Source organism: Acinetobacter indicus CIP 110367, from assembly GCF_000488255.1.
Classification (GTDB): Bacteria; Pseudomonadota; Gammaproteobacteria; order Pseudomonadales; family Moraxellaceae; genus Acinetobacter; species Acinetobacter indicus.
Genome location: NZ_KI530756.1, coordinates 43,009 through 69,652, shown reverse-complemented (window position 1 = coordinate 69,652; position 26,644 = coordinate 43,009). Strand labels below are relative to the sequence as shown.

Genomic DNA, 26,644 nt, shown 5'->3' with positions numbered 1-26,644 from the left:
TAAACCGAATATAACACTTTTTCAAATAGATAAAACGATTAGTGCTCAAAGGAATAATCGATAGCTTAAAGTTTTGATTTCTGAGTGTTTTGGTCGGATTTTGTTGAGATGAGCCGGGCTAAAAATGGCTGGATGGCCAGTTCAATATCGGCCTGCAGTTGCGGCCAGTCCTGAAATGTGGGCTGGATTAACAGGGTTTGTGAAATAAAGCCATAACTGATGCGATGCAGGTTTTCGGCACAGCGCAAGCGTTCGTGGGTTTCAGGTATATAGCGGCTTAAAATCTGCTGCCAGCTGTCCAGCATCAGCTGATAATGCTTTTGATAGGCCTGTTCGCTCGACAGGCTGCGTTCCAGTAAAAACACACTGGCCCACAGCCGCTGTTCGCTGCGGATACGGTCAAGCTGAAAGCACAGCAGGGCCTGTATATCGCTGCAAATATCACCAGTTGTGGATAACTGCGGTGGTGGCTGGGTATAACTGCGTAGCGCCCCGGCATGCTGGATAATCTGCTGGTGGATTACCCAGGCCAGCAAATCTTCTTTCTGGGCAAAGTATTCATAAAAGGTGCCCAGACCGACCCCGGCCAGTTCGGTAATCTCACGGATGGTCAGCTGTGCGGGTGACTGCTGCTGCAAAAGCCGAACAACACTGTCCAGCAGGGCCTGCTGGGTCTGTTTGGCCCGGGACTGGCGAGGCTTACGCCGCAGCTGTACAGAGGGGGAGGTCATGACTGAAAACTGAACATGCTGTGGGTGAATATTCTTTATACTGAAAGCCTATCATCATAATCAATCAGGAACGATGAACGATGCAGGCATGGATGACCCATTCTATTCAGAATCAGTTTGATGAACGTCAGGATTATAATCTGTTTGCGAGTGACCGCGTATTGCAGGAAATCTTGCAGCGCTATGGCAGTCAGGATCAGGCACGCCTTAGCGCCCTTGGTCAGCAGGCCGGATCGGCAGAGGCTTATCATTCTGCCCATTTAGCCAATAGCCATACCCCGCAGTTACAGGCCTTTGATGCTCGCGGCCGCCGTCAGGATGTGATCGAGTTCCATCCAGCCTGGCATTACTGGATGGCGCTGAACCGGGAATTTCAGACCCATGCCCATCCCTTTATTGAACCTCAGTCCGCATCTGCCTGGGTCGATTGGGCGGCGCGCTTTTATCTGAGTGGTCAGGTCGAATGTGGCAACCTGTGTCCTGCCTCCATGACCCTGGGCAGTATTCCGCTCATTCAGCGTGAACCTGAACTGTGGCAACAGTTCGGCGATAAACTGCTGTCGAATGAATATGATGCGCGGGATATTCCAATGGCGCAGAAAACATCAATCTGGCTGGGCATGGGCATGACTGAAAAGCAGGGCGGCTCCGATGTACGCGCCAATGAAACCATCGCCACTCCGGTGGGGGCAGCGGGTCGTGGCCAGCCCTATCTGCTGACCGGGCATAAATGGTTTTTCTCGGCGCCGATGTGCGATGCGCATTTGGTGGTGGCTAAAACCAAACAGGATGGCTTGGCCTGCTTCTTTGTCCCGCGCTGGCTGGAAGATGGTCGCAAGAACACGATTCATATCCAGCGTCTAAAAGACAAGGTCGGTAATCGCAGCAATTCCAGCTCGGAAGTCGAGTTTCATGAGGCCTGGGGCATCATGATTGGCGAAGCTGGCCGTGGTATTCCCACCATTATTGAAATGGCCAATTATACCCGCCTGACCTGTGTGGTCGGCAGCAGTGCCATGTTGCGCCAGGCGCTGGTGCAATGTATTGCCTATACCCGGCAACGCAAAGCCTTTGGCAAGCCGCTGGCTGAACAGCCGCTGATGCAGGCGGTGCTGGCTGATCTGGCACTGGAAACCGAAGCCGCGGTGCAGCTGGGCTTTTATCTGGCGCAGTGCTACCAGTTGGATACGCCGCTGGCGCAGGCCTGGAAGCGGATTATGACCCCGGCTGCCAAGTTCTGGGTGTGTAAGCGTACTGTCGAGCTGAGCGGCGAAATGATGGAGGTCTTTGGCGGCAATGGCTATGTCGACACTGGCATCATGGCGCGTATTTTTAAAGAAGCTCCGGTGAATAGTATCTGGGAGGGGTCGGGCAATGTCATGTGTCTGGATGTGCTACGAGCGATACAGCGTGATCCGGCCTCCATGCAGGTCCTGTTGCAGTCGCTGGCCGACGGTGTGCAACAGCAGCCGCTGTTACAGCAGGAATTACAGGCGCTGATGCAGCTGTTCCAGCAGACAGACCCACAAGCCTTGCAGTTTATGGCACGTACGCTGGTAAGCCGTTTGGTGCTGCTGGCACAGGCGGTCATCTTAAACCAGCATGCACCTGATTTTGTGGCACAGGCCTTTATCCAGAGCCGTTATCAGACCCTGCATGGTCAGGTGGTGGGCATGTTAGACCCGGCCCAGGTCGATGTTGCCCGGCTGTTAGAACGTGCGCTGGCGGTTTAAACATCACGCGTGATAGAGCGTATCCTGATAGAAAAATTCCCCGCTTGACTTCAGCCAAGCGGGGAAATCGGACTGGATGCATGGCGGTCTGCAGTTGCGCAGCCGTGTGATCCCGGCATCAGTCTCACGCTAACGATCAAACGAGCTTGGCTTAATGCGCCGGTTCGTCTGCTTTCACCCCTTTCTGGTACAGGGTGTAGATATAAACCGGAATATTCAGGTCTTCTAAATGCTTGTAAATCAGCGGGCGGACTTCTTCCCAATCCAGACCGCCGACACCGGTGGCCAGACGTGGCAGCGCTAGACTTTCAATATTCTCGGCTTCAACCAGCTGTTTCAGATTTTTCAGGGTGCGGTTGACGTATTCTGTCGATGCTTTACCCGGCTTGGAACCGTTGTCATAGGCCGCTTCCTGAGTCATCAGATTAATGATGCGCTGACCTTCGGCATTGACCCAGGTCCATTGTTCACCCGCTTTAGGATGGTAAATATGGCAATAGTTACGGAAGTCTTTATACAGCGCCGGCCAGTGTTCGCGCAGACTTAAAGCCAGTCCGGTGGCAAAGTTATCATTTGGGGCAACACCGTGGGCAATGGCACGGGCTTGGCTCAATAAAATATCTCCAGAAACTTCATAAATCATGCTGTGAACTCCTGTTTTGGAAGAGGCTGTTTGAATTGATCTTCTAGCTTCATCTTAGCCCATCAGGAAGTTTTTTCTAGCGTGCTATATAACTTCTAAGTCTTTGCAAAATAATAAAAAATATAAGATTTTGTGGTATAATTATAGGGGCAGAGCAGCTGAATCTACTTTCATTTTTTGACTGAAGAATGTTCAGAAAAACACTGCAAAATTTTTCTATACCGTTTCTTTTATTGTTACATGACTGTCGCAAAATTGCTGCTGAATTGTCCAAAAAAATGTATGATTGACTCCCCATTCCAAAGGGATGTCGACGGGAAGCAAAACGCAGTTTTAAGGCTAAAATGCGCTTGAATTTTGCGCAAATGTACCCATCAATACAGCGCAGGAACACCTGCATTCAAATCATGAACCGGAAGGATAAAGTGATGGCAAAGAAAAAACAGCCAGAAGTGATTCAGCATAACTTCGTGGCCAAATATATGCATGAGGTCAACAAGAGCCAGGTTTTTGTCGACCGGAAAAAGAATGCCAAACGCGGCTATAGCAAACACAAACAAGGGCGATATTCTGATGATTATCGCCCTTATTCATTCTGTCTGATTTAAATCAAAATATGGCTTAAGCGCCAACAATCCGGGTAGAGGCCTTGACCATATCGCCCAGACCATGGGTTTTAAAATAATATTCCATCCAGCTTTTCACCATCAGCGAATTATTCATTTTCAGCACCCGTTCCAGCTGCTCCTGTGCTTCGCTCATCGGCACATGGCAAATCGCTTTACGCACGCGCAGAATGTTACTCGAACTCATCGACAGGGTATTAAAGCCCATCGCCATCAACAGCACCGCAGATAGCGGATCACCGGCCATTTCACCACAAATGCTGACCGGTTTATCGTACTTGTGACATTCCTTGACCAGACGGGTCAGTGCGCGTAGCACTGATGGATGGAAATGCGAATAGACGTTGGCCACGCGTGGATTGTTACGGTCCACTGCCAGCAGATACTGGGTCAGGTCATTGGAGCCGACCGAGAAGAAATCGACCAGTTCGGCGAACTCATCAATCTGTAGCAGCACGCTTGGCACTTCTACCATAATCCCGATACGCGGTTTATTGATCTTGACCTGTTCTTCTTCCTGTACCGCATGCCAGTCACGATCTAGCAGATACAGTGCTTCTTCGACTTCATTGACGCTGGTGACCATTGGCAGCAGGATGTGCAGGTTGTTCAGGCCGATACTGGCTTTGAGCATGGCGCGAATTTGCGAAGAAAAAATTTCCGGATGATCGAGGGTGAAGCGAATCCCGCGCCAGCCCAGTGCTGAGTTTTCTTCTTCAATCGAGAAATACGGCAGGTCTTTGTCTGCGCCAATATCCAAGGTGCGCATTACCACCGGTTTGTTGGCAAAGTGGCTTAGCTGCTGGCGGTAAATGGCACGCTGTTCTTCTTCGCCCGGGAAACGGTCCCGCAGCATAAACGGAATTTCAGAGCGGTATAGGCCGACCCCTTTGGCACCACGTTGTACCCCGCGTACCACATCAATCATCAGACCGGTATTGACATACAGTTTGACCGTCACGCCGTCTGGGGTAACGGCGTCCTTGGTTTCATACTGTTTCAGGTCTTTGGCAATCAGTTCTTCTTCTTTCTGAATTTCTTTATAGCGGGTGCGTAAACGCCGTGGCGGATTAATAAACACCCGGCCCTGATGCGCATCGACAATCATTTCTACGTCATCGAGGGTGTTGATCGGCAGTTCAGTCACCCCGACCACGGTTGGAATACCCAGTGCGCGCGCGACAATCACCATATGTGAGTTCATGGCGCCTTCGGTGGTGACAATTGCGGCAATTTTATCGACCGGTAATTCCACCAGTGCCGCGGTCGAGATTTCTTCACCAATCAGAATACTTTCATCGGTCAGTTCACGATGGCTGGCATCGGCTTCCTGCAAATAGGCCAGAATACGCCGGCCGAGATCTTTTAAGTCGGAGACCCGTTCGCGCAGGTAGTCATCTTCCATCTGGGCAAACTGGGCAATGTGGCTGTCAATGACAATCCGCACCGCACCTTGTGCCCAATTACCATCCCGAATCAGTTCTTTAATTTCCGCCGGCAGGGCATTTTCATCCAGCATACGCAGGAACACGCTAAACAGGGCGCGTTCTTCGGCCATCAGTGCATCCTGCATTTTGTCATCCAGCGCCTGAATTTCCTGACGCACGGCATCCAGCGCAGTGTCGAGCAGTTTCAGCTCTTCGCTGATGTCATCGGCTTCACGGTCAGGTACCGCCGCCAAATCTGCTGGTGGATAGAGAATGACCGCGCGGCCAAGCGCAATCCCGCCCGAGCCGGAAACGCCCTGGAAGGTTTTGTAGGCCGGCAGATTGCTGGGTTTACGAAAGACATCAATATTGCCAACGGCATGCGCATGCGCAATCACGCCAGAGAGCTGGGCGCAGAGCGTGACCAGAAAGGATTCAGCCGCTTCGCTAAAGTCCTGACATTCCTTGTTCTGCACCACCAGTACGCCCATGACCTTACGACGGTACATGACCGGCACGCCGAGGAAGGAATTATAAATTTCTTCGCCGGTTTCCGGTAAATACAGGAAGCGTTCATGTTTCGGTGCATCGTCCAGGTTGACGATTTCTTCACGCTGGCCGACCAGCCCCACCAGACCTTCACCGGTATGCAGAGACACATGGCCGACCGCTTCAGGATTCAAGCCCTTAGAGGCCATCAGCAGATAACGCTGGTTGCGCTCGTCAAGCAGGTAAATGGAGCAGACATCGACATGCATAGCTTCAGCAACCTGATTGACCATAATGTCGAGCGATTCATGCAAACTGGTGGACGCATTAATTTCCTGCACAATGCGTCTTAGAGTATCCAGTTGCATATTCGACATAAAGTCTGCTCCAAATCAGCGTTCCAGTTCTGTTCTCTTTATAGCAAGAGTCGTTTAAAAAATCTGCATGATCATACAGCTTTTTTCAGGCTTTCTTAGATGGCAATTGATGACATAATTCCACCATCGCCTTGCGGTACACATCGCGTTTGAAATTCACGACCTGACCCAGTGGGTACCAGTAACTGACCCACTGCCATTGATCAAACTCGGGCGGATCGGACAGGTTGAGCTGAATCAACTGGGCCGAGGCCGTGAGTTTGAGTAAAAACCATTTCTGTTTTTGACCAATACATACCGGATCGGAATCGGGCCGGATGTAACGGTGCGGCAAACGGTAACGCAGCCAACCTTTCGTTTGTGCGATAATTTGAACGTGTTCGGGCAGTAAGCCAACTTCTTCTCTCAGCTCACGATAAAGTGCCTGCTCAGGGGTTTCTCCATGCTGGATACCTCCTTGTGGAAATTGCCATGCATTGTGTCCAATGCGTTTTGCCCATAAAACCTGTCCAAAGTCGTTTGCCAAAATGATCCCGACATTGGGTCGGAAACCTTCTGAGTCGATCATTTGGCTACCTAAATATTCTGTAAATTATGCCTTTGCTTCCGGGGATTTTTATTTCTGTATCCAACACGAAAAAAAGCAAAGTTTAAAAATGTTAAAATTGCTATGATCTTAACGAATTTCTATCGACTAGCGGAGATAGATTTACAAATTTTTTCTTAAATTTCAGTTTTTACGAGTATTTTCATGAAATTGGCGCTATTTGATCTCGATCACACCTTGTTAAATACAGATTCGGATCATTCCTGGGGTGAGTTTTTAGTCAATGAAGGTCTGGTCGATCCGGTTCATCACCGCGCCATGAATGATAAATTTTATGAAGATTACAAAGCTGGCCAGCTTGACCCGATTGCCTATAACGAATTTGTATTCGAATTTCTGACCCAGCACGAGTCACACTACCTGACCGAACTGCATGAGTTGTTTATGCAAAAAGTGATTCGTCCACAAATGCGCCCGGAAGGTTTTAAGGCGATTCAGCGTCATCGTGAGGCCGGACATGCACTGGTCGGCATTACCGCGACTTCGGATTTTATTACTGCGCCAATTTTCCGTGAATTTGGCATTAGCGAAATCATTGCCACCAATGCCGAAGTGGTCGATGGCAAATATACCGGTAAGGTCATCAATACTGCCTGTTATCAGCAGGGCAAACTGGTACGTCTGGAACAGTGGCTGGCCGGACGTGAGGTGACCGAATCCTGGGCTTATTCAGATTCAATCAATGACCGTTTCTTGCTAGAATATGCAGACCACGCTATTGCGGTGAATCCGGATGATCGTCTGCGGGCCTTGGCGGTCGAGCAGGGCTGGGAGATTCAGGACTGGTCGATTGCTGCTGAATAAAAGCGCAGTTCATCTACACCAAGATCAGCAGACAGGGCCGCTATAACTGGCCCTGTTTTTTGTCTGAGCTGGTTGTCATCTATCTTGCAAATTTATGAAAAGGTGAATTTTTTTTAACAGCACTAGGATTTGCAGTTTTATATGCTATGGTGAAGACAAGAACAACAACAGGGAGATTCACGCATGCGCCAAACCCGACCAAGAATGACCAATCTGTTTGAACAACTGGGCCTGGACTCCAGCGAGCAGGCGATTCAAGATTTTATCGGCCAGCATCAACTGGCGGCGGAAATTCATATTATGGATGCAGAATTCTGGAGTGATGGTCAACGTCAGTTTTTAGCTGAAAAAATTGCCTCGGATGGGGAGTGGGCCATTACGGTCGACCAGCTGAATGAAGCGCTGCATGAAGACTCTGTGCCTCGCCGTTAAATCGTTCGTTCAAATCTCCAGATCATCAGGCCAAATCCGGAATTTGGCCTGATCCCTCACTTTCTTTTCTATCCATTTAGGCAATCCGTTCCCAGAAGCTGACCTGCGCATAGGTATGCTGAAACTTGCGCTGGGTTTCCCGAATCACAAAAGGGATGTCCTGCGGTTCAGTCATTAAACGGAAATGCGGCTCTAGCAAGGCTGTTAAGCCATCCAGACTGCTCCAGTTCTCGCCATCTTTTTTAAAGCCACCCAGCCATTCACTGCGGACAGTGTGTTCTTCCATCCAGGTATAGGGTGAGCTGAGCATCAGAATGCCGCCCATATTCAGCCGTGTATGAATCTGGCTTAAAAACTGCGCCGGATGATGCAGCCGGTCAATTAAGTTGGCTGCCAGAATAAAATCATAGCCTCTGAAAATCGCTTTAAGATTACAGGCATCACCCTGGTAAAACTGGACTTTGTCCCGGACCTCCGCCAGTCCAAGCTGGGCTAAATCACAGGCATGATAGCCTACCAGTTCACCTTCGGTGCAGATGCTGTAATGCAGAGTTTCGCCCTGTGCCAGTTTGACGCCGTTCTGGATAAAGCGCGCTGAAAAATCAATCCCGACCACTTCATCAAAATAACGGGCCAGTTCAAAGCTGGCGCGGCCGGTAGCACAGCCAATATCCAGTGCTTTACGTCGTGGTCTGTCGGCCAGCTGGGTCAGGGCCAGTTGCACCAGTGTCTGGGCAAAATTGGCCACGCCAAAATATTCACGGCCATACTGAAATTCCAGATATTCAGACACCAGCCGGTCGGTTTCATATTGTGATTGAATCGCCAGCGGCTCCTGATCAGAAACCACATAACGGAAACCGGCATGCTGGAAAAAATGCCGGCGAAAGGCATAGCGTGAGGCCAGTTCGGCTTCATTGCCGGCAGAAATCCAGGAACCGCCTTTGAGCAGATTATGCCGGCCATCAAAGGTCGGGGTGCTGAAATCATCATAAATCGGATGCACCACAAAACCCGGAAATGGATAAATCGGGGTTTCGGTCCATTGCCAGACATTGCCGCGCAGGTCATAAAAATCGCCATGCGGGAAGGTATTGACCGGACAGGAGGAAGCACCATAGGCCAGCGCCAGATTGGCAGGTGCAGACGGCTCATTTACGCCAGCCAGCTGTACCAGCCGATACCATTCCTCTTCGGTGGGCAGTCGTACTGGCTGACCAGTTTGCTTCGCTTTCCAGTGGCAAAAGGCTTTGGCCTCATGATAATTCACCTCCGCCGGCCAGTCCCACGGCATTGGTACTTCTTCGGTCAGCAGCCGGAGTGACCAGTCCGGCCCGTGTTTACGCCAGAAGGTCGGATATTTGGCCTGGGCAAAGCTGCGCCATTGCCAGCCTTCATCTTCCCAATAGTTTGCGTTCTGATAGCCGGCATCTTCAACAAAGGCCAGAAATTCCTGATTGCTGACCAGATAGCGGCTGGCCGCAAACGCCGCTACCTCTGCCTGATATTGGCCATATTCATTGTCCCAGCCGTAAACCGGGTCGTGCCGCTCCTTACCGAGCTGTACCCGGCCGGCTGCCACTGGAAGCAACGCATTCTCTGGTGCGGTGTTAGTCAGGATATTTGGCCGCCATGGTGGCTGTGTCTGGACATAGTCAAGGGCATGCTGGCGAATCAGCACGGAGGAGGTTTCTAGATGAATCCGCTCGTGTTCAATGCCCATCAGAATCGACCACCACGAATGCTGCCAGTCAATTGGCGTGCTCAGCGGTGCCTTTTCAATAATTTCCAGCCCCGTGGCACGCACCTGATCGCGGTAGTGTTTGACCTGCGCGGGTGTCGGCCAGTCATAACGGCTGTCATCCAGGTCATCCCAGCTCATCTCATCCACACCCACCGCAAAGATGGATTCAAAATGTGGATTGATACGCTGTTCAATCAGTTTGCTGAGCAGCAGTTTGTTGATGAAAAATGTCGCGGTATGGCCATAGTAAAAAATCAGCGGATGGCGCAGCACAATCGGCTTGTGATAAAAGGCCTCATCGCCGTTGAGGCAGCTAAACAATGATTCATAACAGTCAAAGGTTTGCAGAAAATACTGCTTGAGGGTGGCACGTAGCGTATCGGCTTGTGTGACATCCAGCCGTGGACTGGGCTGTAAAGGCTGTGCACTGCCGGCTAGGCGCTGCTGGAGCGCCTGGGCTGAACTGAACGAAGGGGAATAGGCAAGCGGGGAAGTGGTCTGGTTCATCGCTCTGCTCCTGCATCATTTTTTATAAAGATCCTGGTGTCTTGTACGGGCACCTTGTCTTTTCAAATTACGCCAATTTGGAGCAGCGTGCTGTTTTGTTCAGTAACTGTACAGAAGGATGCGGCCGGTCGATGAACCTAGTCCGGCTGCTGCATAAAGTTAACCAGCGCCTGCGCCGCTTTGGACTGTGTGCGTCCCGGATGCCAGACCATGCCCAGCTGGCGGTTCATTTCCAGATTAATATCCAGCTGTTGCAAGTCCTGATTAATCAGGGTTTTCGGTAACACTGACCAGCCCAGTCCAATCGACACCAGCATGCGGATGGATTCCAGCGGGTTATTGCTCATGGTGATTTTTGGCTTCACGCCCTGTTTTTCAAACTCGGCCAGGGTAATCTGGCTGGTATAGGTCTGTGCTGCTGGTAGCAGGCTCGGGAACTGGGTTAAATCTTCCAGTTTCAGTCTTTTCTGCTGGGCCAGCGGATGAAAAGGCGCAGCCACAAACACCAGCGGATCATTCCAGATGGTGACATATTGCAGCCGGTCATCACCTTGCGGTGGCAGGGTTAAAAAGGCCAGTTCCAGATCACCGGCCAGCACCTGTTCATGCGCCTGTTCCGAATCGACAAAATGCACATCTAAGGTGACATCGGGGAAATCTTGGACATAGCGACGCAAATGATCGGGCAGATGATGCAGGCCAATATGATGACTGGTGCCAATTTTCAGGCGACCCTGCACCTGGCCCTGTTCATGGCTTAAAGTATGATGAATATCGCCCAGTTCATTTAGCCAGTTTTTGACTTTGGGTAACAGCGAATGCGCAGCATGGGTTGCCTGCACGCCACGGCCGGCCGACTCAAACAGCTTGACCCCAAAATATTCTTCCAGGCTATGAATCCGTTTGGTGACTGCGGGCTGGGTAATAAACAGCTGATCGGCGGCCAGAGAAATCGAACCGGTTTCCATGACTTTTACAAAAGCTTCAAATGCTGCAAGATTCATCGCAATCACCTATAAAGATTTTTTATGCTTAAAATTATTATTTAGAAATTTTTAGAATTAATCAAAGATTATTTTTCTATAAATTGAAGTTCAACAACCATAACTTGAATATAAATATTTTAAAAACAGTAATTTAAGTTATATTAAAATAAAAAAGATCATCCTGAAGATGATCTTTTGGGAGGAACACCGGGCGAAAAATAGGCTAGGCGGTGATTTCCTCTGTGCCGTCTTGTGCTTTCTTTTCCCACATGCGTTCATGAATAAAATAGGCCACCGCCTGTACTGTTGGTTCCAATAAGCTTAAGGTAATGGCCATCCACAGACTGCCGGTAACGAAATAGCCGACAAGCATGGCCACCGTAATGTGCATCACATAGTAGCTAAAAGTCTTTTTAAACATTCGCTGGTTGTTTGCGACAAAGTTTTGAATATGCGCCATGATGATGTTCCTCGTATCTACAATTCAGTGCTGATAACATCATCATAGTCAGTACGAATTAATTTGTAAAAACGAATATTTTGTAAAATTCAATCGGAAAATTGAATTTTTAATCAGATGTTAATCTGAGCAAAAATCAATTATATTTATTCCATAAAGTTTTTTAACTAATAAAAATGATAAATTAGATTTATGTAATTGTGTGGTTATAATCGAAATTAATGACAGAATTACCCAGTCCAGTGGAGCACATCGACATGGCAGGCGAAACCCAAAAAGCAAAAACATTATATGACAAATTGTGGGATGACCACTTGGTAAAACAGCGTGATGATGGTTCGGCTTTATTGTACATCGACCGTCATTTGTTGCATGAAGTTACCTCTCCACAGGCCTTTGAAGGTTTGCAACTGGCTGGCCGTCAGCCATGGCGTTTAAGTGCCAATATTGCGACTCCGGACCATAATGTACCGACCTCGAAAAAAGAGCGTGAGCAGGGCGTAGCCGGTATTGAAGATGATACTTCGCGTATTCAGGTGCAAACCTTAGACGATAACTGTAAGACTTTTAATATCGTTGAATTTGATATTAACGATATCCGTCAGGGGATTGCTCACGTGGTTGGACCAGAGCAGGGTTTAACCTTGCCGGGAATGACGGTGGTATGTGGCGACTCGCATACCGCGACCCATGGTGCCTTTGGCTGTCTGGCACACGGGATCGGAACTTCAGAAGTTGAGCACGTGTTGGCCACGCAATGTTTAATTCAGAAGAAAATGAAAAACATGCTGGTACGCGTAGATGGTCAGTTGGGTCAGGGCGTGACCCCGAAAGACGTGGTGCTGGCGATTATTGCCAAAATCGGTACAGCAGGTGGTACGGGCCATGCCATTGAATTTGGCGGTCAGGTGTTCCGTGATATGTCGATTGAAGGCCGTATGACCGTGTGTAACATGGCAATTGAAGCCGGTGCACGTGTCGGTATGGTCGCGGTTGATGAAAAAACCATTGAATATGTAAAAGACCGTCCTTATGCACCAAAAGGCGAGCAATGGGATCAGGCTGTGGCGTACTGGAATACCTTGCATTCAGATGCCGATGCGCATTTTGATACTGTCGTGGTATTACAGGGTGAAGAGATTGAGCCGCAAGTGTCTTGGGGTACTTCACCTGAAATGGTCATTCCGGTTTCTCAGGCAGTACCAACTTTGGAACAGGCCAAAGATGAGGTACAGCGCAATGACTGGACCCGTGCTTATCAATATATGGGCTTAACTGCTGGTCAGGCTTTGGCAGATATCCAGCTGGATCGTGTTTTTATTGGTTCATGCACCAACTCGCGTATTGAAGATATCCGTGCTGCGGCAGATGTGATCAAAGGCCGTAAAGTGGCGCCAAGCATTAAACAGGCGATGGTGGTACCGGGTTCTGGTTTGGTCAAACAGCAGGCGGAAGCAGAAGGTTTGGACAAGGTCTTCCTGGAAGCCGGTTTTGAATGGCGTGAACCTGGCTGCTCGATGTGTCTGGCCATGAATGCCGACAAGTTACAGCCAGGCGAGCACTGTGCATCGACCTCAAACCGTAACTTTGAAGGTCGTCAGGGCAATGGTGGTCGTACCCATCTGGTCAGCCCGGCCATGGCAGCAGCAGCGGCAATTGCCGGTCACTTTGTGGATGTTCGTTCATTCTAAGTTTAAGCCCTCATCCCAGGCCGCTCCTTGCTGGAGCGGATGTGAGAGAGAGTACGGATTCATTGGAACATAAATATGAAAGCTTATACCGTTGAACAGGGTATCGTTGCACCTTTAGACCGTGCCAATGTCGATACCGATTTAATTATTCCAAAACAGTTCTTGAAATCAATCAAACGTACCGGTTTCGGTGACAACCTGTTTGATGAATTGCGTTATTTAGATGAAGGCTATCCGGGTCAGGACAATTCAACCCGTCCTAAAAACCCAGATTTCGTCTTGAACCAGCCGCGTTATCAGGGCGCCAGCATTTTAATTTCACGTGCCAACTTTGGTTGCGGTTCCAGCCGTGAGCATGCGCCGTGGGCTTTAAGTGAATACGGCTTGCGTACAGTCATTGCCCCAAGTTTTGCGGATATCTTCTTTAATAACTGCTTTAAAAACGGCATGTTACCGGTGATTTTAACCGAAGCGCAGATTGATCAGCTATTTAAGGAATGTGCAGCCAATGAAGGTTATCAGTTAACTATTGACCTTGAAGCACAGGAAGTCCGTACGCCAAACGGTGAAGCATTCAAGTTTGAAGTTGATCCATTCCGTAAGCATTGCCTGTTAAACGGTCTGGATGATATTGGTTTGACCTTGCAAGATGCCGATGATATTCGCGCGTATGAGGAGAAAACCAAAGCCGTGCGTCCGTGGGTGTTTGCGGAAATTCAAGCTTAAGTTATTTCGTAAATAGGCATAGCACGGGCGTCGAACTCTTGTTAACATTCAAGGCATAATAATTTAAATATTCTGCTTTTTGATGAGGTTGGGCTCGGGCTATGTTGAAGGTTTTTCGTCGGCTTGCTGTATTGGGGGGAGTGGCTACGCTGTTAACAGCATGTCAAACCTGGGATACAGCACGTCTAAAACAGGTAAAAGAGACACAGGCATCCCAATCCAATGCACGTATTTATTGTTCAGGTACCGAGCATTGCGAGTTTGAACGCTTGAACCGGGTCATGATCATGGATGCTGAAAGTCAGCGTCTGAGTCGTGAAGCCATCAAGCAGGGACTGGTGCGCTTGCAGGCAGATTCACTACGGCAGCCTAATCCGCTGTATCTGTCGGTTCCGGCCAAACAGCATGAAGTGGTGATCCGGTTCTATCCGATTTCCCGTGATCAGGCCGAAACCCTGCACGTCATTCATCAGTTTAAGCCGCGTCAAACGTACACTTTTAAAATGTACCGTGACCGCAGCAAGCATAAAGGCAGTCTGCTGAATGTTTCGGCGCCAGAGCCGCTGTGTGTGGATCTTTTACAAAACCAGAAAATTATTCGACGTTTCTGCAAACCTTATAATGTCTTACATGGACTGGGGGAATTTGTGGAACAGAAAATTTAGTCTCCACAGTCGTTGACTGCTACAGGAAATGGAAAAACTCATGTCAAAACATATTTTGATTCTTGCCGGTGACGGTATTGGCCCAGAAATCGTCACAGCAGCGGAGCAGGTGCTTACGCGTGTTAATGAAAAGTTCAATCTGGGCTTGACGTGGGAACAGGGATTGTTAGGTGGTGCCGCGATTGATGCGCATGGTTCACCTTATCCGGATGTGACGTCTGAACAGGCGAAAAAAGCCGATGCTTTATTGCTTGGTGCAGTTGGTGGTCCAAAATGGGATACGATTGAGCGTTCGATCCGCCCGGAACGTGGCCTGTTAAAATTACGTAGCGAATTAAACCTGTTTGCTAACCTGCGTCCAGCGATTCTGTATCCGCAACTGGCTGATGCGTCTAGCTTAAAGCCGGAAATTGTATTGGGTCTGGATATCCTGATTGTACGTGAACTGACGGGTGGGATTTACTTTGGTCAGCCACGTGGTATTCGCGAGCTGGAAAATGGCGAGAAACAGGGCTTTAACACCGACGTCTATGCTGAATCAGAAATCAAGCGTATTGCCAAAGTGGCTTTTGAAATGGCCAAACTGCGTGGTGGTAAAGTCTGCTCGGTGGACAAAGCCAACGTGCTGGAAGTGACTGAGCTGTGGAAGCAGACCGTGACCCAGCTACATGCTGAACAATATCCAGAAATCAACCTGTCCCACATGTATGTCGACAATGCTGCAATGCAATTGGTACGTGCGCCAAAACAGTTTGACGTACTGGTAACCGGTAACCTGTTTGGTGACATCCTGTCTGATGAAGCAGCAATGCTGACCGGTTCTATCGGTATGTTGCCATCAGCGTCGCTAGATGAAAATGGCAAAGGTATGTATGAGCCATGTCATGGTTCAGCACCAGACATCGCTGGCCAGAACATTGCCAACCCGTTGGCGACCATCTTGTCTGTGGCAATGATGCTGCGTTATACCTTCCGTGAAGAAGCTGCCGCGAAAGCGATTGAAGATGCAGTGGGCAATGTGCTTGATCAAGGTTTACGTACGGCTGACATCATGTCTGAAGGCATGAATAAAGTGGGTACTCAGGAAATGGGTCAGGCTGTGGTTGCGGCATTGGGCTAAGTCTCGACAGCAAATCAAAAAACGCAGCTTCAGGCTGCGTTTTTTTATGGCTATTGAATGGTCAGCTCTAAATTCAGCGCTTAACAGGTGCGACCGCTATAGTGTACAGAGCGGGCAATATCCTGTTCCAGCCGGAACACAATCTGGCAGTGCAGGTTAATATCATAGCTGTTGGCTGGGCCAATGGGTGCTGGAATATGGGCTGGGCCGGTGGCCGGGGCATTCGCTACAGGAATCGGAATGCTGATTGGGCGTATAACGGTGTAGGTGAGCGCCTGTGGGTTGATTTGTGGTGAACTGACCTGTTCGTAACCGAGCAGGCTTAAATCGAGCTGCTGGCGAATCTGCTGGCTGGACTGGCCGACAAACTGAGCCAGATAGGTATCACGTTCAGCTCGGGTACTGGACGGCGTGGTTACACAAGCGGAGAGACTGAACGCGAAGAGCGCCAAAGCAACGGAGCGAGAAACAAACATGCGCGATCTCCATTGAATAAAACTTCATTCTAGGCAAGGACAGCCTAAAAATATGTGTATATTCGATAAGCGGCAGATCTCGACGCCATTCTTGGCTGTTACACAGCATCAGCAGCCAATAAAAAAGCCACTGTTGAAGGTGGCTTTTTGCTTGCGCTAAAACTTAGCGTGCACGATAGGTAATACGACCTTTCGTTAAGTCATAAGGCGTCATTTCAACTTTCACGCTGTCGCCAGTTAAAATGCGAATATAGTGCTTGCGCATTTTACCTGAAATATGGGCAATCACCTCGTGACCGTTTTCTAAACGTACACGGAACATAGTATTAGGAAGCGTTTCGGTGACAACGCCTTCGAACTCGATGAGTTCCTCTTTATTGGCCATAGCCTACCTGATGATCAAATTGGAAAGGCGCAAATTATAGTCAATTTTTTTGAAAAAATCAAGGTGAAACCCGCCGCAGATGAATCATCTGTCAGTAAAATAAGCGAACAAAACATTTAAATTTTTTCTACAAAAAAACGTGGTGGATGGTTGTCAGTTTGGTCAATCACAGTTAATCTAAAATCAATCTTTTTAAGTATAAATGAAGAACATACAAGGAAGGTCTTTGCGTGGGTCAGCTAACTGATGCATCGGTTGTATTGCGATTAGGCTACCAAGCGATTCGTCGTGCCGGTTTGCCAACCGAAGAAATATTAACAAAAGCAGGTGTCGCACTTAATCAGGTTGAGGCCAATGATCGTACGCCTTTGGGCGCGCAGTATGCGTTTTGGGTGGCGGCGGAAGAAGTCAGCCGTGACCCGGATATTGGTTTGCATCTGGGTGAACATTTGCCGCTCTATCGTGGTCAGGTGATTGAGCATCTGTTTATTTCTTCGGAAAATTTTGGTGAAGGTTTAAAACGGGCACTGGCCTATCAGCGTTTAATCAGTGATGCCTTTGATGCCAAACTGGTGATTGAAGATGACCGCTGTTATTTAACCAATGGTCAACAGCCGTGGGCTGACAATATTGTCAATCGTCACTTTTCTGAATGTGCCATGTCGGGCATTTTGCGTTTCTTCAAGTTTATTACCGAAGGCAAATTCCAGCCGCTGTATATCGACTTTAATTTCCAGCAGGGCGCTGCCGATGATGAATATTTCCGGGTCTATGAGTGCCCGGTCAGTCTGGGGCAGAATGAAACACGACTGTATTTCGATCCCTCTATTTTAGAATATCCGCTGTGGCAGGCCGAGCCGGAGCTGTTGCAGTTACATGAGCAGCTGGCGCTGGAGAAACTGCAGGAACTGGCGCGTTATGATCTGGTCGGTGAAGTACGCCGGGCGATTGGGTCGACCCTAGAAAGTGGGGAAACCACATTGGAAACCGTGGCAGCGCAGCTGAATATCACGCCGCGTCGTTTACGCACCCAGCTGAGTGAGGCCAATACCAGTTTCCAGCAGATTCTCTCGGATTATCGTTGTCGTCTGGCCAAAAAGCTGCTGGCCAATACCAATGAAAGCGTGGAGCGGATTGTGTATCTGACCGGATTTTCTGAACCGAGCACCTTTTACCGGGCTTTTAAACGCTGGACCAATGAAACACCGGTCGAGTACCGAAAACGTAAGCAGCGTTAAGCATCTCCGCAGCCCCCCTTGATAAAAGGGGGATTTTTTTAGAGTTGCCGCTTGATGCAAGGGTGACTTTTATTTTTAAAGCCTGGAAATGGCGGGGATAAAATCCTTCCTGGCTAAAAGGGAGGTAAGACGGAATACAATTATTCCGGCATATTCAGCCAATGCGGACCTAAAGGCACTTGAGGCAAGTCAAACTGCTCTGGATAGTGCGCCTGGATAAAGTACAGGCCATCTGGTGGGGCGGTAATGCCAGCCGCTTTACGATCCTGTGCGGCAAAAATTGTATCAATATGGTCAATATCATACATACCTTGGCCAATTTCCAGCAGACAGCCCATGATATTCCGCACCATATGATGCAGGAAACCATCGGCCTGAATATCGAGCACCAAATAATGCCCGTGACGGATCAGGCGGCAATGGCTGACGGTGCGGACCGGCTGATTGGACTGACAGGCTGCGGCACGGAAGCTTTCAAAATTATGAGTGCCTTCAAACTTTTGCGCAGCGGCAATCATCTTGTCGACATCCAGCGCATAGTAGGCATGGGTGACCTGTTTATGCAGCAGGGCCGGGCGCTGTGGATGGTTATACACCACATAACGGTAGCGGCGCGCACAGGCCTTAAAGCGGGCATGAAAATCCATGTCCATAGCCTTAATCCACTGAATGGCAATGTCTTTGGGTAGCTGGCTATTGGCTCCCATCAGCCAGCCGCGTTCAGGGCGAATGGCTGCCGTGTCGAAATGTGCCACCATATTGGTGGCATGCACGCCGGCATCGGTACGGCCAGCGCCATGCAGGATAATCGGTTCATCGGCAATTTTGGAGAGGACCTTTTCCAGCGTTTCCTGCACGCTCGGGACGCCTGGTTGCTGGGTTTGCCAGCCCCGGTAGCGAATACCACAAAATTCAATCCCGACCGCAAAACGTTGCATATTCACCTCAAATTGGCCTTAGTCATACCAATGCTGTTGCCATTGTTCTCTGCGCGGGTATTGTAAATACATTTTTAATGCTTTTGCATACAGATCTGCATGTCCAAAGCCATCATTGACTAAAATTTTACTGTTCTGGATCCAGCTGCTGATCGCATAACGCTGATCCAATGGGCCAAATGGCACTTGGGTGGTCAGAATCACGGCACAATCTTGCGTCTGTAAGGACTGTAGCAACGTCAGGAGTGTTTCATTTACAGCCAGATTACCAGTACCAAAGCCTTGTAAAATCAGGCAATGCGGTGGCTGCTGGGCGATCAGTTTCAAATTGGCGAGCTGCTGCTCTAAACCAATCGGCTGCATCATCACACTCATGCAGTTGAAGTGTTGTGCTTTGTCCAGATCTGCAGCCTGTACCAAGTAGGCGGCTTGTTCTTTTTGATGTAAAGCACTGCTGGCGGCCTGACCCTGAAAAGCATCTAATTCAGTGGTGTGGCATTTTAAGGCGCTGCGACCATGGAAACATTGATGATGAAACGCCAGATACACGCCAACCGGCAATTGCAGCACCGATTCCAGGGCGAAATTCAGGTTATCCAGCGCATCGCTGAAGTCACGGGTGTTCTGTCCATTTATGGTCAGCAGTGGATACTGGCTGCCAGTCAGCACTACATGTGCAGACTGCGCGATAAAGTGTGCCAGCACGGCACTGGCATAGCTTAAAGTATCGGTGCCATGAATGACGACAAAATGCTGAAACTGTTGTAACTGCAGCTGTTGGATAAACTGCACCAGTCGCAGCCAGTCGGTCGCGGTACAGCGGCTGCTGTCCTGAATCACCGGCGCCACAAAACATTCCACCGACAGATGTAGCGGCAGCACATGACGCAGCTGGGGGAGAAACTGCTCTGCGGGCATGGGGCTGAGTGGCTCACCGACACAGCCAAAGGTACCGCCCATATAAATTAATGCAATTTTTTTCATCATAAAAAAAGCAGCCAAGGATGACTGCTTTATCTTAGTGAGATTTGCTTCAAGAAGCTATTTGATTGAGTAACTGCGTGGCGTGTTGCTGCTGCGCTGCAGAATAGTTTGCTTCTTTTTCTGCCAGCAGGGCACGGGCCGCATCATAGGCACCCAGCTCAATATATTGCTGAGCTAGCTCCAGATTCAGCTGGATTTCATTGACTTCGGCCAGTTCAGGGAAGGACTGAATCAGCGGATCATGCGGATCAACCGCGGTTGCCGCCACCGCAGCAATAGCGGGCTCTTCAACCATTGGTGCTTCAGGTGCTGCTGGTGTCGCTTCAATGGTTGGTGCGCTATCTAAGTCAAACTGGAATAGCGGTGCAGTGTCTGCTGGTGCGGTAACTGCAGGCTCTACCGGCTGTTCAGCCACCGGTGTAGGACTGATCGAGAAATCAAAACTAAAGTCTGATTTTTCTTCCGCAGGTGGGGTGGTGACAGCTGGTGTGGTCGCAGGTGTGGCTTCAGTTGCAGTCTTTTCCAGCTCAAACGAGAAATCCAGTGCCTGAGGTTCTTGTGCAGCCGGAGTCACTGGCTCAACCGGTGTTACCGGTGCAGCTTGGGTTGGTGTTGGTTCCAGCTCAAACGAGAAATCTAATGTCTGAGGTTCCTGCGCTGCTGCAGGAGCCGGTTCGACCGGTGTAGCTGCTTGTGTGCCGGCAGCCGAGTCAAAAGACAGATTAAATTCAAGAGGTTGAACTTCTTCTGCTTTTGCTGGCGCAGGGGTGTTAACAGGCGCAGCCGGAGTACTTGGGGTAAATTCCAGATCTGCTACCGGAGCACTTTCGGTTTTTGCGACTGGTGTTTCGGTTTTGAGTGACTGTTGTAACTGGTCAAATGACGTGCTGGCTGTGCTTGAATTGCTGGATTGAATCAGTGCATCAAAATCCGCAGGGGTTTGTGTTTTTGCGCTAACTGGTGTTTCAGAAAACGCTGCAGTAGTTGGCGCTGCAGAGGCCGGTGTTTCTTCTTTGGTTTGAGAGGCTTTCTGTGCTTCGATTCTGGCTTCAGCCTGAGCCAGAATATCTTCCAGTCCCAGATTTTTCAGATGATCCAGCAATTGGCGGGTGGCAAATTCATCTTTTTGGGTCAGATGCACATCCAGTAACAGCAGATACAGTTCATGCAACGACGGGTCACGTTTCAGCGCCTGATTAATCTGCGCTTCGGCCGAGAAAAATTTACGGTCACGAATCTGGGTCTCAATGGTCTGGCGTAAATCTGCCGGAAGTGGTGTGCTTCCTTGTGGTTCGGCAACAGGCTCGGCCACTACGGCAGTTTTGACCGTAGTTTTCTTCGTAGTGGTGCTTTTCTTGGTCTTGGTTTTACTGGCTGCAGCCGGTTTTTTTGCTGCTGGTTCGGATTCTTTATTGGCTTCACGCTTTTTTAACACCAGCGCGATGACCAGTAACAAAATAAATGGAATCACATAAATCAGCATGTTGCTACCCCTTAGGCAGAGAGGGATAAACCATCTCTCCTGAAAAAAATCATGTTGAGTAATACGTTAGAGTTTTGGCTTATTTTCGGCTTGTTGCTTTTTCAACTGTTGTTGCAATTCAGCAAGACGCGCATTGAGTAATTGAATTCTTTGATCCTTCTGACTTAATGCCAATTCTAACTGTGTTACGTTTCTCTGTAATTTAACGGTTTTCTCACGCGCTGTCATAACTTTTAGTGACAACTCTTCTGAGGTTTGCGCGCTTTGTGTGTTCTTTTTGGCAGAACCTTGGGCAGAATCTTGCTGATTTTCTGCCACCAGGCTCATTTCGGCCTGACTGATCCGGTATTTGGCCTTGCCAGACTGGCGTAAAGGCTGAGTTGCTGGGATCGGCACGGTCTTTTTCGCGGCTTTTTGCCCGCTGCTGACGGCCTGTAAGTTCAAGGTGGCACCGCGGCGTAAACGGTTGGCATCGCCCTGAATAAAGGCATGTTCATTATGGGCTTTAATCTGTTGCATCACTTCGCCGACCGGCTGCTGGTTCTCTGCGGCGATACGTGAGGCAATGGCCCATAGCGATTCATTGGATTGCACCACATGCCGTGCTGTGGTTGATGCTGGCGCAGATGGAGCAGGTGCTTTGGGTGCTGTAACCGGTGCCGGCTTTGCCGGTGCTTGCTGTTGCTGCGCTTTTAACTGCTCGGCATATTTCTTGACCAGTGGGTCTGCTGAAACCGGAGCAGCTGTATTTACGGCAGCTATGTTGCCCGCGTTATGTGTAGAGGCCGGTTGAGCTGATGTCGCCGAAGTCGATGGCGTAACCGCTGACACAGGGCTTGCAGCCGGCTGTGCTGCTGCGCTGACAGTTGCTGTAGTTGATGGACTTAAAGCCGGTGGCGGGCTGGCTTGAATCGCCAAGGGTGCTTCTACACTGCGCGTGGTGCTGGTAGATGCAGTGGTGGCTGTGGTATAGGCGGTACTGGTCGGCAAGTTTAAGGCAATGTCCCGTTCATTCACGACCATAACCGGGGTTAGCGGCTGCTCTTTCGGTTGCAGCTGCGCGCGTTGTTCTGCCAGGGTACTACGTTTTAGTGAGGTTTTAATATGCTGTAAACGCGTGGCCGAGCCTTCACGAATTTTGACCACAATATTCAATTCGGTATCGGTCAGTGGCCGAGAAGAGGTAATGGTAATGACCCCGTTGCCAGCACCATCACGTCGGGTAAAGAAGTTTAAATGACCCGGTGGACGATGGCTGGCACCAATGGCCATCAAGTCTTCTGCCGAGGCCAGACTGACTTCAATCGGCGCATTGACATTGGACTGACGGAAGTTCATTTCAGCATACAGCAATTCCCCAGGTGCTGACTGAATCTGAACAGGATCGACATTAATCGCATGAATATGTTGTGAGGCAAGAATAGCTAAAATCGCGATCTTTAATTTGTTATATACGGTCATCTTAATCGTCAGCTCGGTCATTTATCGCATAGCGAAAAGAATAGATTAGCGAGTTGTAAGTCGATTGTAAAATATTTACAGGCTAGTTACATAAAAAGCCGATCTTTTCAGATCGGCTTTTGGTAATTTACTTTTGCTTAAAAGGCTTACGCGTTTTTATAGTCAATTAAGATGCGTAGCATACGGCGTAATGGTTCTGCCGCACCCCAAAGCAACTGGTCACCGACGGTGAACGCGCCCAGGTATTCTTTACCCATGTTCAGCTTGCGTAAACGGCCCACAGGAACAGTTAAGGTACCGGTTACTGCAACAGGGGTTAAATCTGTCATAGAGGCTTCACGGGTATTTGGTACCACTTTCGACCAGTCATTGGCGCTGGCGATGATATCTTCGATTTCATCCAAAGGTACATCTTTACGCAGTTTCAGGGTAAGGGCCTGAGAGTGACAACGCATGGCACCAATACGGACACAGTGACCATCAATTGGTACGATTTGCTGGTTGCCTAAAATCTTGTTGGTTTCAGACTGACCTTTCCATTCTTCTTTCGACTGGCCATTTTCCAGCTGTTTGTCGATGTATGGAATTAAAGAGCCAGCAAGCGGTACACCGAAGTTGGCTGACGGGAAACCTTCGCCACGTTGCAGTTCAGCAATTTTAGAGTCGATGTCCAGAATTGGAGAACGTGGGTCATCCAGCAGTTCTTTGGTGTTGTTATACAGGTAGCCCATACCGGTGATCAGTTCACGCATGTTCTGCGCGCCTGCACCCGAAGCTGCCTGATACGTCATCGAGGTTGCCCATTCCACCAGATTGTTCTGGAACAGACCGCCTAAGCCCATCAACATGAGTGAAACCGTACAGTTACCGCCCACAAATGTTTTGGTGCCTTTCACCAGACCGTCTTTAATCACGTTCATGTTCACCGGATCAAGCACGATAATCGCTTCATCATCCATACGCAGGGTAGATGCTGCATCAATCCAGTAACCGTTCCAGCCTTCAGCTTTCAGTTTCGGGAACACGTCTGAGGTATAGTCGCCACCTTGACAGGTAATAATGACATCCATTTGCTTCAGAATGTTAATGTCCGTTGCATCCATAAGTGCTGGGGCAGTTTTACCGCCAAACGCTGGTGCTTCACCACCGGCATTACTGGTAGAGAAATAAAATGGCTCAAAATGAGCAAAATCATTCTCTTCAACCATACGTTGCATAAGGACGGAACCTACCATCCCGCGCCAACCGACCAGACCTACTTTCATGTCACTTTGCCTCGGTGCGTAAAAAAACAAAAAGGAGTATGAGTGTATCAAAAGGGGACACAACTGCAAGCTCTACATAATCAAAACATCATTATTATTGAGTGAAATAACTTGTTTGTGTTACATACAAAATTGATAACGTTAGATTTCTATTTAAAAAAAACGAGAAAAATGAACTTTCTAAGTAGGTGCATATGATTTGGGTGGAAATGCTGGCCATTTTCGTCATCTGGATCAGCTTCTGGTCGCTGATTCCGCGCGATGAATGGTGGTTTCGAGGTGCCGATTTTCCCAGATTGCAGGTTCTGGTGCTGGGGATTGTGGCCTTTGTGCTGATGCTGCTGTGGGATGCGGCCTGGGATACGCCGCGCTATGTGATTTTAACCGGTCTGATTGCCGCTCTGGCGTACCAGCTGAAAATGGTGCTGCCTTATACCTTTATCTGGAAAAAGCAGGTCAAAAAGGTCAAGCCGGAGCAGCTGAACCCTGATCAGCAAATTTCGTTAATGGTCTCCAATGTGCTGACCACCAACCAGAAATATCACCTGCTCATTGCTGAAATCCGGAAATACCAGCCCGATTTGGTATTGACACTGGAAACCGATACGGTCTGGCAGCAGCAGCTGGCGGTGATTGAGCCGGATTATCCTTATCGCGTACCGGTGCCGCTGGACAATTTATATGGCATGCATCTCTATAGCCGCCTGCCCTTAAAAGAAACCGAAGTGAAATTTATCCTTAGTGATGAAATTCCGTCAATTCATACCACAGTGATCCTGCGTTCAGGCCAGCCGGTGCAGCTGTACTGTCTGCATCCGAAACCGCCGAGTCCGACTGAAGCCAAAGATTCGACCCTGCGTGATGCCGAGCTATTAATTGTCGGCGATCAGATTAAAGATCTGGATGAAAGCTGTATTGTGATGGGCGACCTGAATGATGTGGCCTGGTCCCGCACCACACGTCTGTTTCAGCGCATCAGTGGCCTGCTGGACCCGCGCGTCGGCCGGCATTATGTCAATACTTTCCATGCAGATTATCCCTTATTGCGCTGGTCGCTGGACCATGTGTTTCACAGTACCGATTTTGCCTTGGTGGAGATGAAGCGTTTGCCACATATGGGCTCAGATCATTTTCCGGTCTATGTGGTGTTACAGACCGGTCGGGTGTTTGAGCACATTCAGGAAGAGCTGGAACAGACTGAAGCCGATGAAGAAGAAGCGCAGGAGGCGATTCAGGAGGGTATTGAAAAAGCCGAGCGGGAAGAAAAAATCGTGACCGATGATTTGGCTCAGGATTATAAGCAGGGCAGCAAGACGCCATGAAATTTGAGGAAAAGTGTAAGAAATGGCTTACACAGATTTAGGCCGATGGCCAATAGCTGAAACCGAGCAAGCTGCGTATTCTAAGCATATCGGCAGATGGAGTTGGGAAAGGAGAGTCCCGTTAAGGAAGTTGAAGCCGGTGGATTGTCATCATGGAGATGATGCAGGAATGGAAAGCCAGAGATAACAACAAAAAAGTTTTGAAAGCACAACCTCATAAGCCCGAGTTTTGCAGGATGCAGAACTCGGGTTTAACTTTATGGGCTGTCGTGTCCTGGTATTTTGATCAGCATATGGTATTTGACTGGCAGAAAGATTGGCTTAATACAGCTGTATTGCTTAGTACAGCTGCTCATAGCCTTGTGGACGGGTCTTAAAACGGCGATGAAACCACATATATTGAGTCGGCGCGATGCGCAGCTGACGTTCAATAATCAAATTAACACGCGTCGCATCATCGACTTCATCCTCACTTGGTAAACGCTCAACCGGTGGCTCAATCAAGACATGATATTTCGGATTTTTAAGATCACCATGGCGGTAGAAATACAGCGGAATTGCGGCGGCTTTGGTCATTTTCAGTAAACGACGATGCGCAGTCACGGTGGCTGCCGGCACGCCAAAGAATGGCGCCATTACGCCTTGTTTCAGGCCAAAATCCTGATCCGGACTGTACCAGATGGCATGGCCATTTTTCAGGTTACGTACCAGACCACGCATATCATCATGGTCAATCTGATGGGCATAAATGGTGGCCCGGCAGCGGTAAATCAGCATATCTAACAGCGGATTGTTCTGCGGACGATAGACCACATCGGGTTCAAAATACTGGGCACATAAATAGCCGCCGGCATCAAGCAGGGTCGAGTGGGTGCCCAGCAACAAGACGCCTTTGCCTTCCGCTTGCGCCTGCTGAATATATTCCAGACCTTCAATACTGACCCGGCCCTGGAACCATTTCGGGCTATACCAGGCATTTAGGGTTTCAAATACGCCAATCATCTGGTCAACAAAAACCTGGCGCGCGTTGTCCTGCACCTCTTGCGCAGACCATTCTGGAAAGCAAAGCTCCAGATTGCGGACAGTGGTTTTACGGCGTGAATGCAGATAGCGAAACGCCAGCTGGCCCAGCCACTGGCCTAAACGATACTGAATGGCCCACGGCAAGATTGCCAAAATCATCAGGAAGATAATACCGATCCAGATGCTCCAGTATTTCGGTAGCAGAAAGGACCATTGAAATTCACCAGGTTGATAATCTTGCGGTTGCGGCATAGTGACGTTTTAAAATGAAGGTTAAATGCAGTGTAGCATGAACGATTTT

25 protein-coding genes are annotated in these 26,644 nt (G+C 49.1%); 10 read left to right on the top strand and 15 right to left on the bottom strand.

Annotation, left to right across the window (positions count from 1 at the left end; translation table 11 throughout):
* Positions 1-65: 65 nt before the first annotated feature.
* The gene (locus tag P253_RS11635; protein ID WP_016659597.1) at positions 66-731 is read right to left on the bottom strand and encodes a TetR/AcrR family transcriptional regulator; all 666 of its coding nucleotides are present in this window, start codon (positions 729-731) and stop codon (positions 66-68) included.
* Positions 732-811: 80 nt separating this feature from the next.
* On the opposite strand from P253_RS11635, the gene P253_RS11630 reads away from it, so the two are divergent.
* A complete protein-coding gene (locus P253_RS11630) occupies positions 812-2,464 on the top strand; it encodes an acyl-CoA dehydrogenase family protein (protein ID WP_016659596.1) in 1,653 nt (550 codons plus the stop codon).
* Between the two features lie 151 nt (positions 2,465-2,615).
* On the opposite strand, the gene P253_RS11625 is transcribed toward P253_RS11630, so the two are convergent.
* The gene (locus P253_RS11625; RefSeq protein WP_016659595.1) at positions 2,616-3,107 is read right to left on the bottom strand and encodes a macro domain-containing protein; all 492 of its coding nucleotides are present in this window, start codon (positions 3,105-3,107) and stop codon (positions 2,616-2,618) included.
* A gap of 428 nt (positions 3,108-3,535) precedes the next feature.
* On the opposite strand from P253_RS11625, the gene P253_RS11620 reads away from it, so the two are divergent.
* Positions 3,536-3,715, top strand: coding sequence for a DUF7230 family protein (locus P253_RS11620; RefSeq protein ID WP_005182025.1), 180 nt, complete (start codon positions 3,536-3,538; stop codon positions 3,713-3,715).
* 13 nt (positions 3,716-3,728) lie between these two features.
* On the opposite strand, the gene ptsP is transcribed toward P253_RS11620, so the two are convergent.
* A complete protein-coding gene (gene ptsP / locus P253_RS11615) occupies positions 3,729-6,026 on the bottom strand; it encodes a phosphoenolpyruvate--protein phosphotransferase (protein WP_005182028.1) in 2,298 nt (765 codons plus the stop codon).
* A gap of 85 nt (positions 6,027-6,111) precedes the next feature.
* A complete protein-coding gene (locus P253_RS11610; protein ID WP_005182032.1) occupies positions 6,112-6,594 on the bottom strand; it encodes an RNA pyrophosphohydrolase in 483 nt (160 codons plus the stop codon).
* Positions 6,595-6,777: 183 nt separating this feature from the next.
* On the opposite strand from P253_RS11610, the gene P253_RS11605 reads away from it, so the two are divergent.
* Positions 6,778-7,437: an HAD family hydrolase gene (locus tag P253_RS11605; protein WP_005182034.1), complete on the top strand. Its 660-nt coding sequence runs from the start codon at positions 6,778-6,780 to the stop codon at positions 7,435-7,437.
* A gap of 183 nt (positions 7,438-7,620) precedes the next feature.
* Positions 7,621-7,869, top strand: a complete 249-nt coding sequence (locus tag P253_RS11600) for a DUF2789 family protein (RefSeq protein ID WP_005182035.1) — start codon at positions 7,621-7,623, stop codon at positions 7,867-7,869.
* A gap of 76 nt (positions 7,870-7,945) precedes the next feature.
* On the opposite strand, the gene ovoA is transcribed toward P253_RS11600, so the two are convergent.
* The 3 genes from ovoA to P253_RS11585 all read right to left on the bottom strand — a co-directional run bounded on the left by ovoA (position 7,946) and on the right by P253_RS11585 (position 11,566).
* On the bottom strand, positions 7,946-10,120 hold the full coding sequence (gene ovoA / locus P253_RS11595; protein ID WP_016659594.1) for a 5-histidylcysteine sulfoxide synthase: 2,175 nt from the start codon (positions 10,118-10,120) through the stop codon (positions 7,946-7,948).
* 137 nt (positions 10,121-10,257) lie between these two features.
* Positions 10,258-11,124, bottom strand: a complete 867-nt coding sequence (locus tag P253_RS11590) for a LysR family transcriptional regulator (protein WP_005182039.1) — start codon at positions 11,122-11,124, stop codon at positions 10,258-10,260.
* A gap of 205 nt (positions 11,125-11,329) precedes the next feature.
* Complete coding sequence (locus tag P253_RS11585) at positions 11,330-11,566, bottom strand: DUF2061 domain-containing protein (protein ID WP_005182043.1); 237 nt, start codon at positions 11,564-11,566, stop codon at positions 11,330-11,332.
* Positions 11,567-11,823: 257 nt separating this feature from the next.
* On the opposite strand from P253_RS11585, the gene leuC reads away from it, so the two are divergent.
* The 4 genes from leuC (at position 11,824) to leuB (ending at position 15,768) form a co-directional block, all read left to right on the top strand.
* Positions 11,824-13,257 (top strand): 3-isopropylmalate dehydratase large subunit, encoded by a 1,434-nt coding sequence (gene leuC, locus P253_RS11580; RefSeq protein WP_005182046.1) that lies wholly within the window; start codon positions 11,824-11,826, stop codon positions 13,255-13,257.
* 75 nt (positions 13,258-13,332) lie between these two features.
* Positions 13,333-13,983 carry a 3-isopropylmalate dehydratase small subunit gene (leuD, locus tag P253_RS11575; RefSeq protein WP_016659593.1) on the top strand — a complete coding sequence of 217 codons (651 nt, stop codon included), beginning with the start codon at positions 13,333-13,335 and terminating at the stop codon, positions 13,981-13,983.
* 101 nt (positions 13,984-14,084) lie between these two features.
* Entirely contained in the window at positions 14,085-14,648 is a 564-nt protein-coding gene (locus P253_RS11570; RefSeq protein WP_016659592.1) for a hypothetical protein, read from the top strand.
* 40 nt (positions 14,649-14,688) lie between these two features.
* Positions 14,689-15,768 carry a 3-isopropylmalate dehydrogenase gene (gene leuB / locus P253_RS11565; protein WP_016659591.1) on the top strand — a complete coding sequence of 360 codons (1,080 nt, stop codon included), beginning with the start codon at positions 14,689-14,691 and terminating at the stop codon, positions 15,766-15,768.
* Between the two features lie 80 nt (positions 15,769-15,848).
* Here the strand turns inward: leuB and P253_RS11560 are convergent, their stop codons facing one another.
* Positions 15,849-16,244 carry a hypothetical protein gene (locus P253_RS11560; RefSeq protein WP_016659590.1) on the bottom strand — a complete coding sequence of 132 codons (396 nt, stop codon included), beginning with the start codon at positions 16,242-16,244 and terminating at the stop codon, positions 15,849-15,851.
* Positions 16,245-16,407: 163 nt separating this feature from the next.
* On the bottom strand, positions 16,408-16,629 hold the full coding sequence (infA, locus tag P253_RS11555; RefSeq protein WP_001284370.1) for a translation initiation factor IF-1: 222 nt from the start codon (positions 16,627-16,629) through the stop codon (positions 16,408-16,410).
* A 230-nt stretch (positions 16,630-16,859) separates the two neighbouring features.
* On the opposite strand from infA, the gene P253_RS11550 reads away from it, so the two are divergent.
* On the top strand, positions 16,860-17,867 hold the full coding sequence (locus P253_RS11550) for an AraC family transcriptional regulator (RefSeq protein ID WP_005182061.1): 1,008 nt from the start codon (positions 16,860-16,862) through the stop codon (positions 17,865-17,867).
* Between the two features lie 140 nt (positions 17,868-18,007).
* On the opposite strand, the gene truA is transcribed toward P253_RS11550, so the two are convergent.
* The 5 genes from truA to asd form a co-directional block, all read right to left on the bottom strand.
* Entirely contained in the window at positions 18,008-18,805 is a 798-nt protein-coding gene (gene truA / locus P253_RS11545; RefSeq protein ID WP_016659589.1) for a tRNA pseudouridine(38-40) synthase TruA, read from the bottom strand.
* 18 nt (positions 18,806-18,823) lie between these two features.
* Entirely contained in the window at positions 18,824-19,792 is a 969-nt protein-coding gene (locus P253_RS11540) for an asparaginase domain-containing protein (protein WP_016659588.1), read from the bottom strand.
* Between the two features lie 46 nt (positions 19,793-19,838).
* On the bottom strand, positions 19,839-21,272 hold the full coding sequence (locus P253_RS11535; RefSeq protein WP_016659587.1) for a FimV domain-containing protein: 1,434 nt from the start codon (positions 21,270-21,272) through the stop codon (positions 19,839-19,841).
* Positions 21,273-21,338: 66 nt separating this feature from the next.
* Entirely contained in the window at positions 21,339-22,754 is a 1,416-nt protein-coding gene (locus P253_RS11530; RefSeq protein WP_016659586.1) for a FimV/HubP-related protein, read from the bottom strand.
* A 125-nt stretch (positions 22,755-22,879) separates the two neighbouring features.
* Entirely contained in the window at positions 22,880-23,998 is a 1,119-nt protein-coding gene (asd, locus tag P253_RS11525) for an aspartate-semialdehyde dehydrogenase (RefSeq protein ID WP_016659585.1), read from the bottom strand.
* Between the two features lie 194 nt (positions 23,999-24,192).
* On the opposite strand from asd, the gene P253_RS11520 reads away from it, so the two are divergent.
* On the top strand, positions 24,193-25,320 hold the full coding sequence (locus tag P253_RS11520; RefSeq protein WP_016659584.1) for an endonuclease/exonuclease/phosphatase family protein: 1,128 nt from the start codon (positions 24,193-24,195) through the stop codon (positions 25,318-25,320).
* Between the two features lie 339 nt (positions 25,321-25,659).
* Here the strand turns inward: P253_RS11520 and lpxL are convergent, their stop codons facing one another.
* On the bottom strand, positions 25,660-26,595 hold the full coding sequence (gene lpxL, locus P253_RS11515; RefSeq protein WP_016659582.1) for an LpxL/LpxP family Kdo(2)-lipid IV(A) lauroyl/palmitoleoyl acyltransferase: 936 nt from the start codon (positions 26,593-26,595) through the stop codon (positions 25,660-25,662).
* Positions 26,596-26,644: the final 49 nt, after the last annotated feature.

Excerpts from the sequence above, each read along its gene's own strand:
- P253_RS11625 (WP_016659595.1), bottom strand. The coding sequence starts at position 3,107 with ATGATTTATGAAGTTTCTGGAGATATTTTATTGAGCCAAGCCCGTGCC.
- leuC (WP_005182046.1), top strand. The coding sequence starts at position 11,824 with ATGGCAGGCGAAACCCAAAAAGCAAAAACATTATATGACAAATTGTGG.
- P253_RS11535 (WP_016659587.1), bottom strand. The coding sequence starts at position 21,272 with ATGCTGATTTATGTGATTCCATTTATTTTGTTACTGGTCATCGCGCTG.
- leuD (WP_016659593.1), top strand. The coding sequence starts at position 13,333 with ATGAAAGCTTATACCGTTGAACAGGGTATCGTTGCACCTTTAGACCGT.
- P253_RS11560 (WP_016659590.1), bottom strand. The coding sequence starts at position 16,244 with ATGTTTGTTTCTCGCTCCGTTGCTTTGGCGCTCTTCGCGTTCAGTCTC.
- lpxL (WP_016659582.1), bottom strand. The coding sequence starts at position 26,595 with ATGCCGCAACCGCAAGATTATCAACCTGGTGAATTTCAATGGTCCTTT.
- P253_RS11520 (WP_016659584.1), top strand. The coding sequence starts at position 24,193 with ATGATTTGGGTGGAAATGCTGGCCATTTTCGTCATCTGGATCAGCTTC.
- asd (WP_016659585.1), bottom strand. The coding sequence starts at position 23,998 with ATGAAAGTAGGTCTGGTCGGTTGGCGCGGGATGGTAGGTTCCGTCCTT.
- P253_RS11605 (WP_005182034.1), top strand. The coding sequence starts at position 6,778 with ATGAAATTGGCGCTATTTGATCTCGATCACACCTTGTTAAATACAGAT.
- P253_RS11620 (WP_005182025.1), top strand. The coding sequence starts at position 3,536 with ATGGCAAAGAAAAAACAGCCAGAAGTGATTCAGCATAACTTCGTGGCC.
- P253_RS11570 (WP_016659592.1), top strand. The coding sequence starts at position 14,085 with ATGTTGAAGGTTTTTCGTCGGCTTGCTGTATTGGGGGGAGTGGCTACG.
- P253_RS11585 (WP_005182043.1), bottom strand. The coding sequence starts at position 11,566 with ATGGCGCATATTCAAAACTTTGTCGCAAACAACCAGCGAATGTTTAAA.
- P253_RS11600 (WP_005182035.1), top strand. The coding sequence starts at position 7,621 with ATGCGCCAAACCCGACCAAGAATGACCAATCTGTTTGAACAACTGGGC.
- infA (WP_001284370.1), bottom strand. The coding sequence starts at position 16,629 with ATGGCCAATAAAGAGGAACTCATCGAGTTCGAAGGCGTTGTCACCGAA.
- ovoA (WP_016659594.1), bottom strand. The coding sequence starts at position 10,120 with ATGAACCAGACCACTTCCCCGCTTGCCTATTCCCCTTCGTTCAGTTCA.
- leuB (WP_016659591.1), top strand. The coding sequence starts at position 14,689 with ATGTCAAAACATATTTTGATTCTTGCCGGTGACGGTATTGGCCCAGAA.
- P253_RS11630 (WP_016659596.1), top strand. The coding sequence starts at position 812 with ATGCAGGCATGGATGACCCATTCTATTCAGAATCAGTTTGATGAACGT.
- ptsP (WP_005182028.1), bottom strand. The coding sequence starts at position 6,026 with ATGTCGAATATGCAACTGGATACTCTAAGACGCATTGTGCAGGAAATT.
- truA (WP_016659589.1), bottom strand. The coding sequence starts at position 18,805 with ATGCAACGTTTTGCGGTCGGGATTGAATTTTGTGGTATTCGCTACCGG.
- P253_RS11590 (WP_005182039.1), bottom strand. The coding sequence starts at position 11,124 with ATGAATCTTGCAGCATTTGAAGCTTTTGTAAAAGTCATGGAAACCGGT.
- P253_RS11540 (WP_016659588.1), bottom strand. The coding sequence starts at position 19,792 with ATGATGAAAAAAATTGCATTAATTTATATGGGCGGTACCTTTGGCTGT.
- P253_RS11610 (WP_005182032.1), bottom strand. The coding sequence starts at position 6,594 with ATGATCGACTCAGAAGGTTTCCGACCCAATGTCGGGATCATTTTGGCA.
- P253_RS11635 (WP_016659597.1), bottom strand. The coding sequence starts at position 731 with ATGACCTCCCCCTCTGTACAGCTGCGGCGTAAGCCTCGCCAGTCCCGG.
- P253_RS11530 (WP_016659586.1), bottom strand. The coding sequence starts at position 22,754 with ATGACCGAGCTGACGATTAAGATGACCGTATATAACAAATTAAAGATC.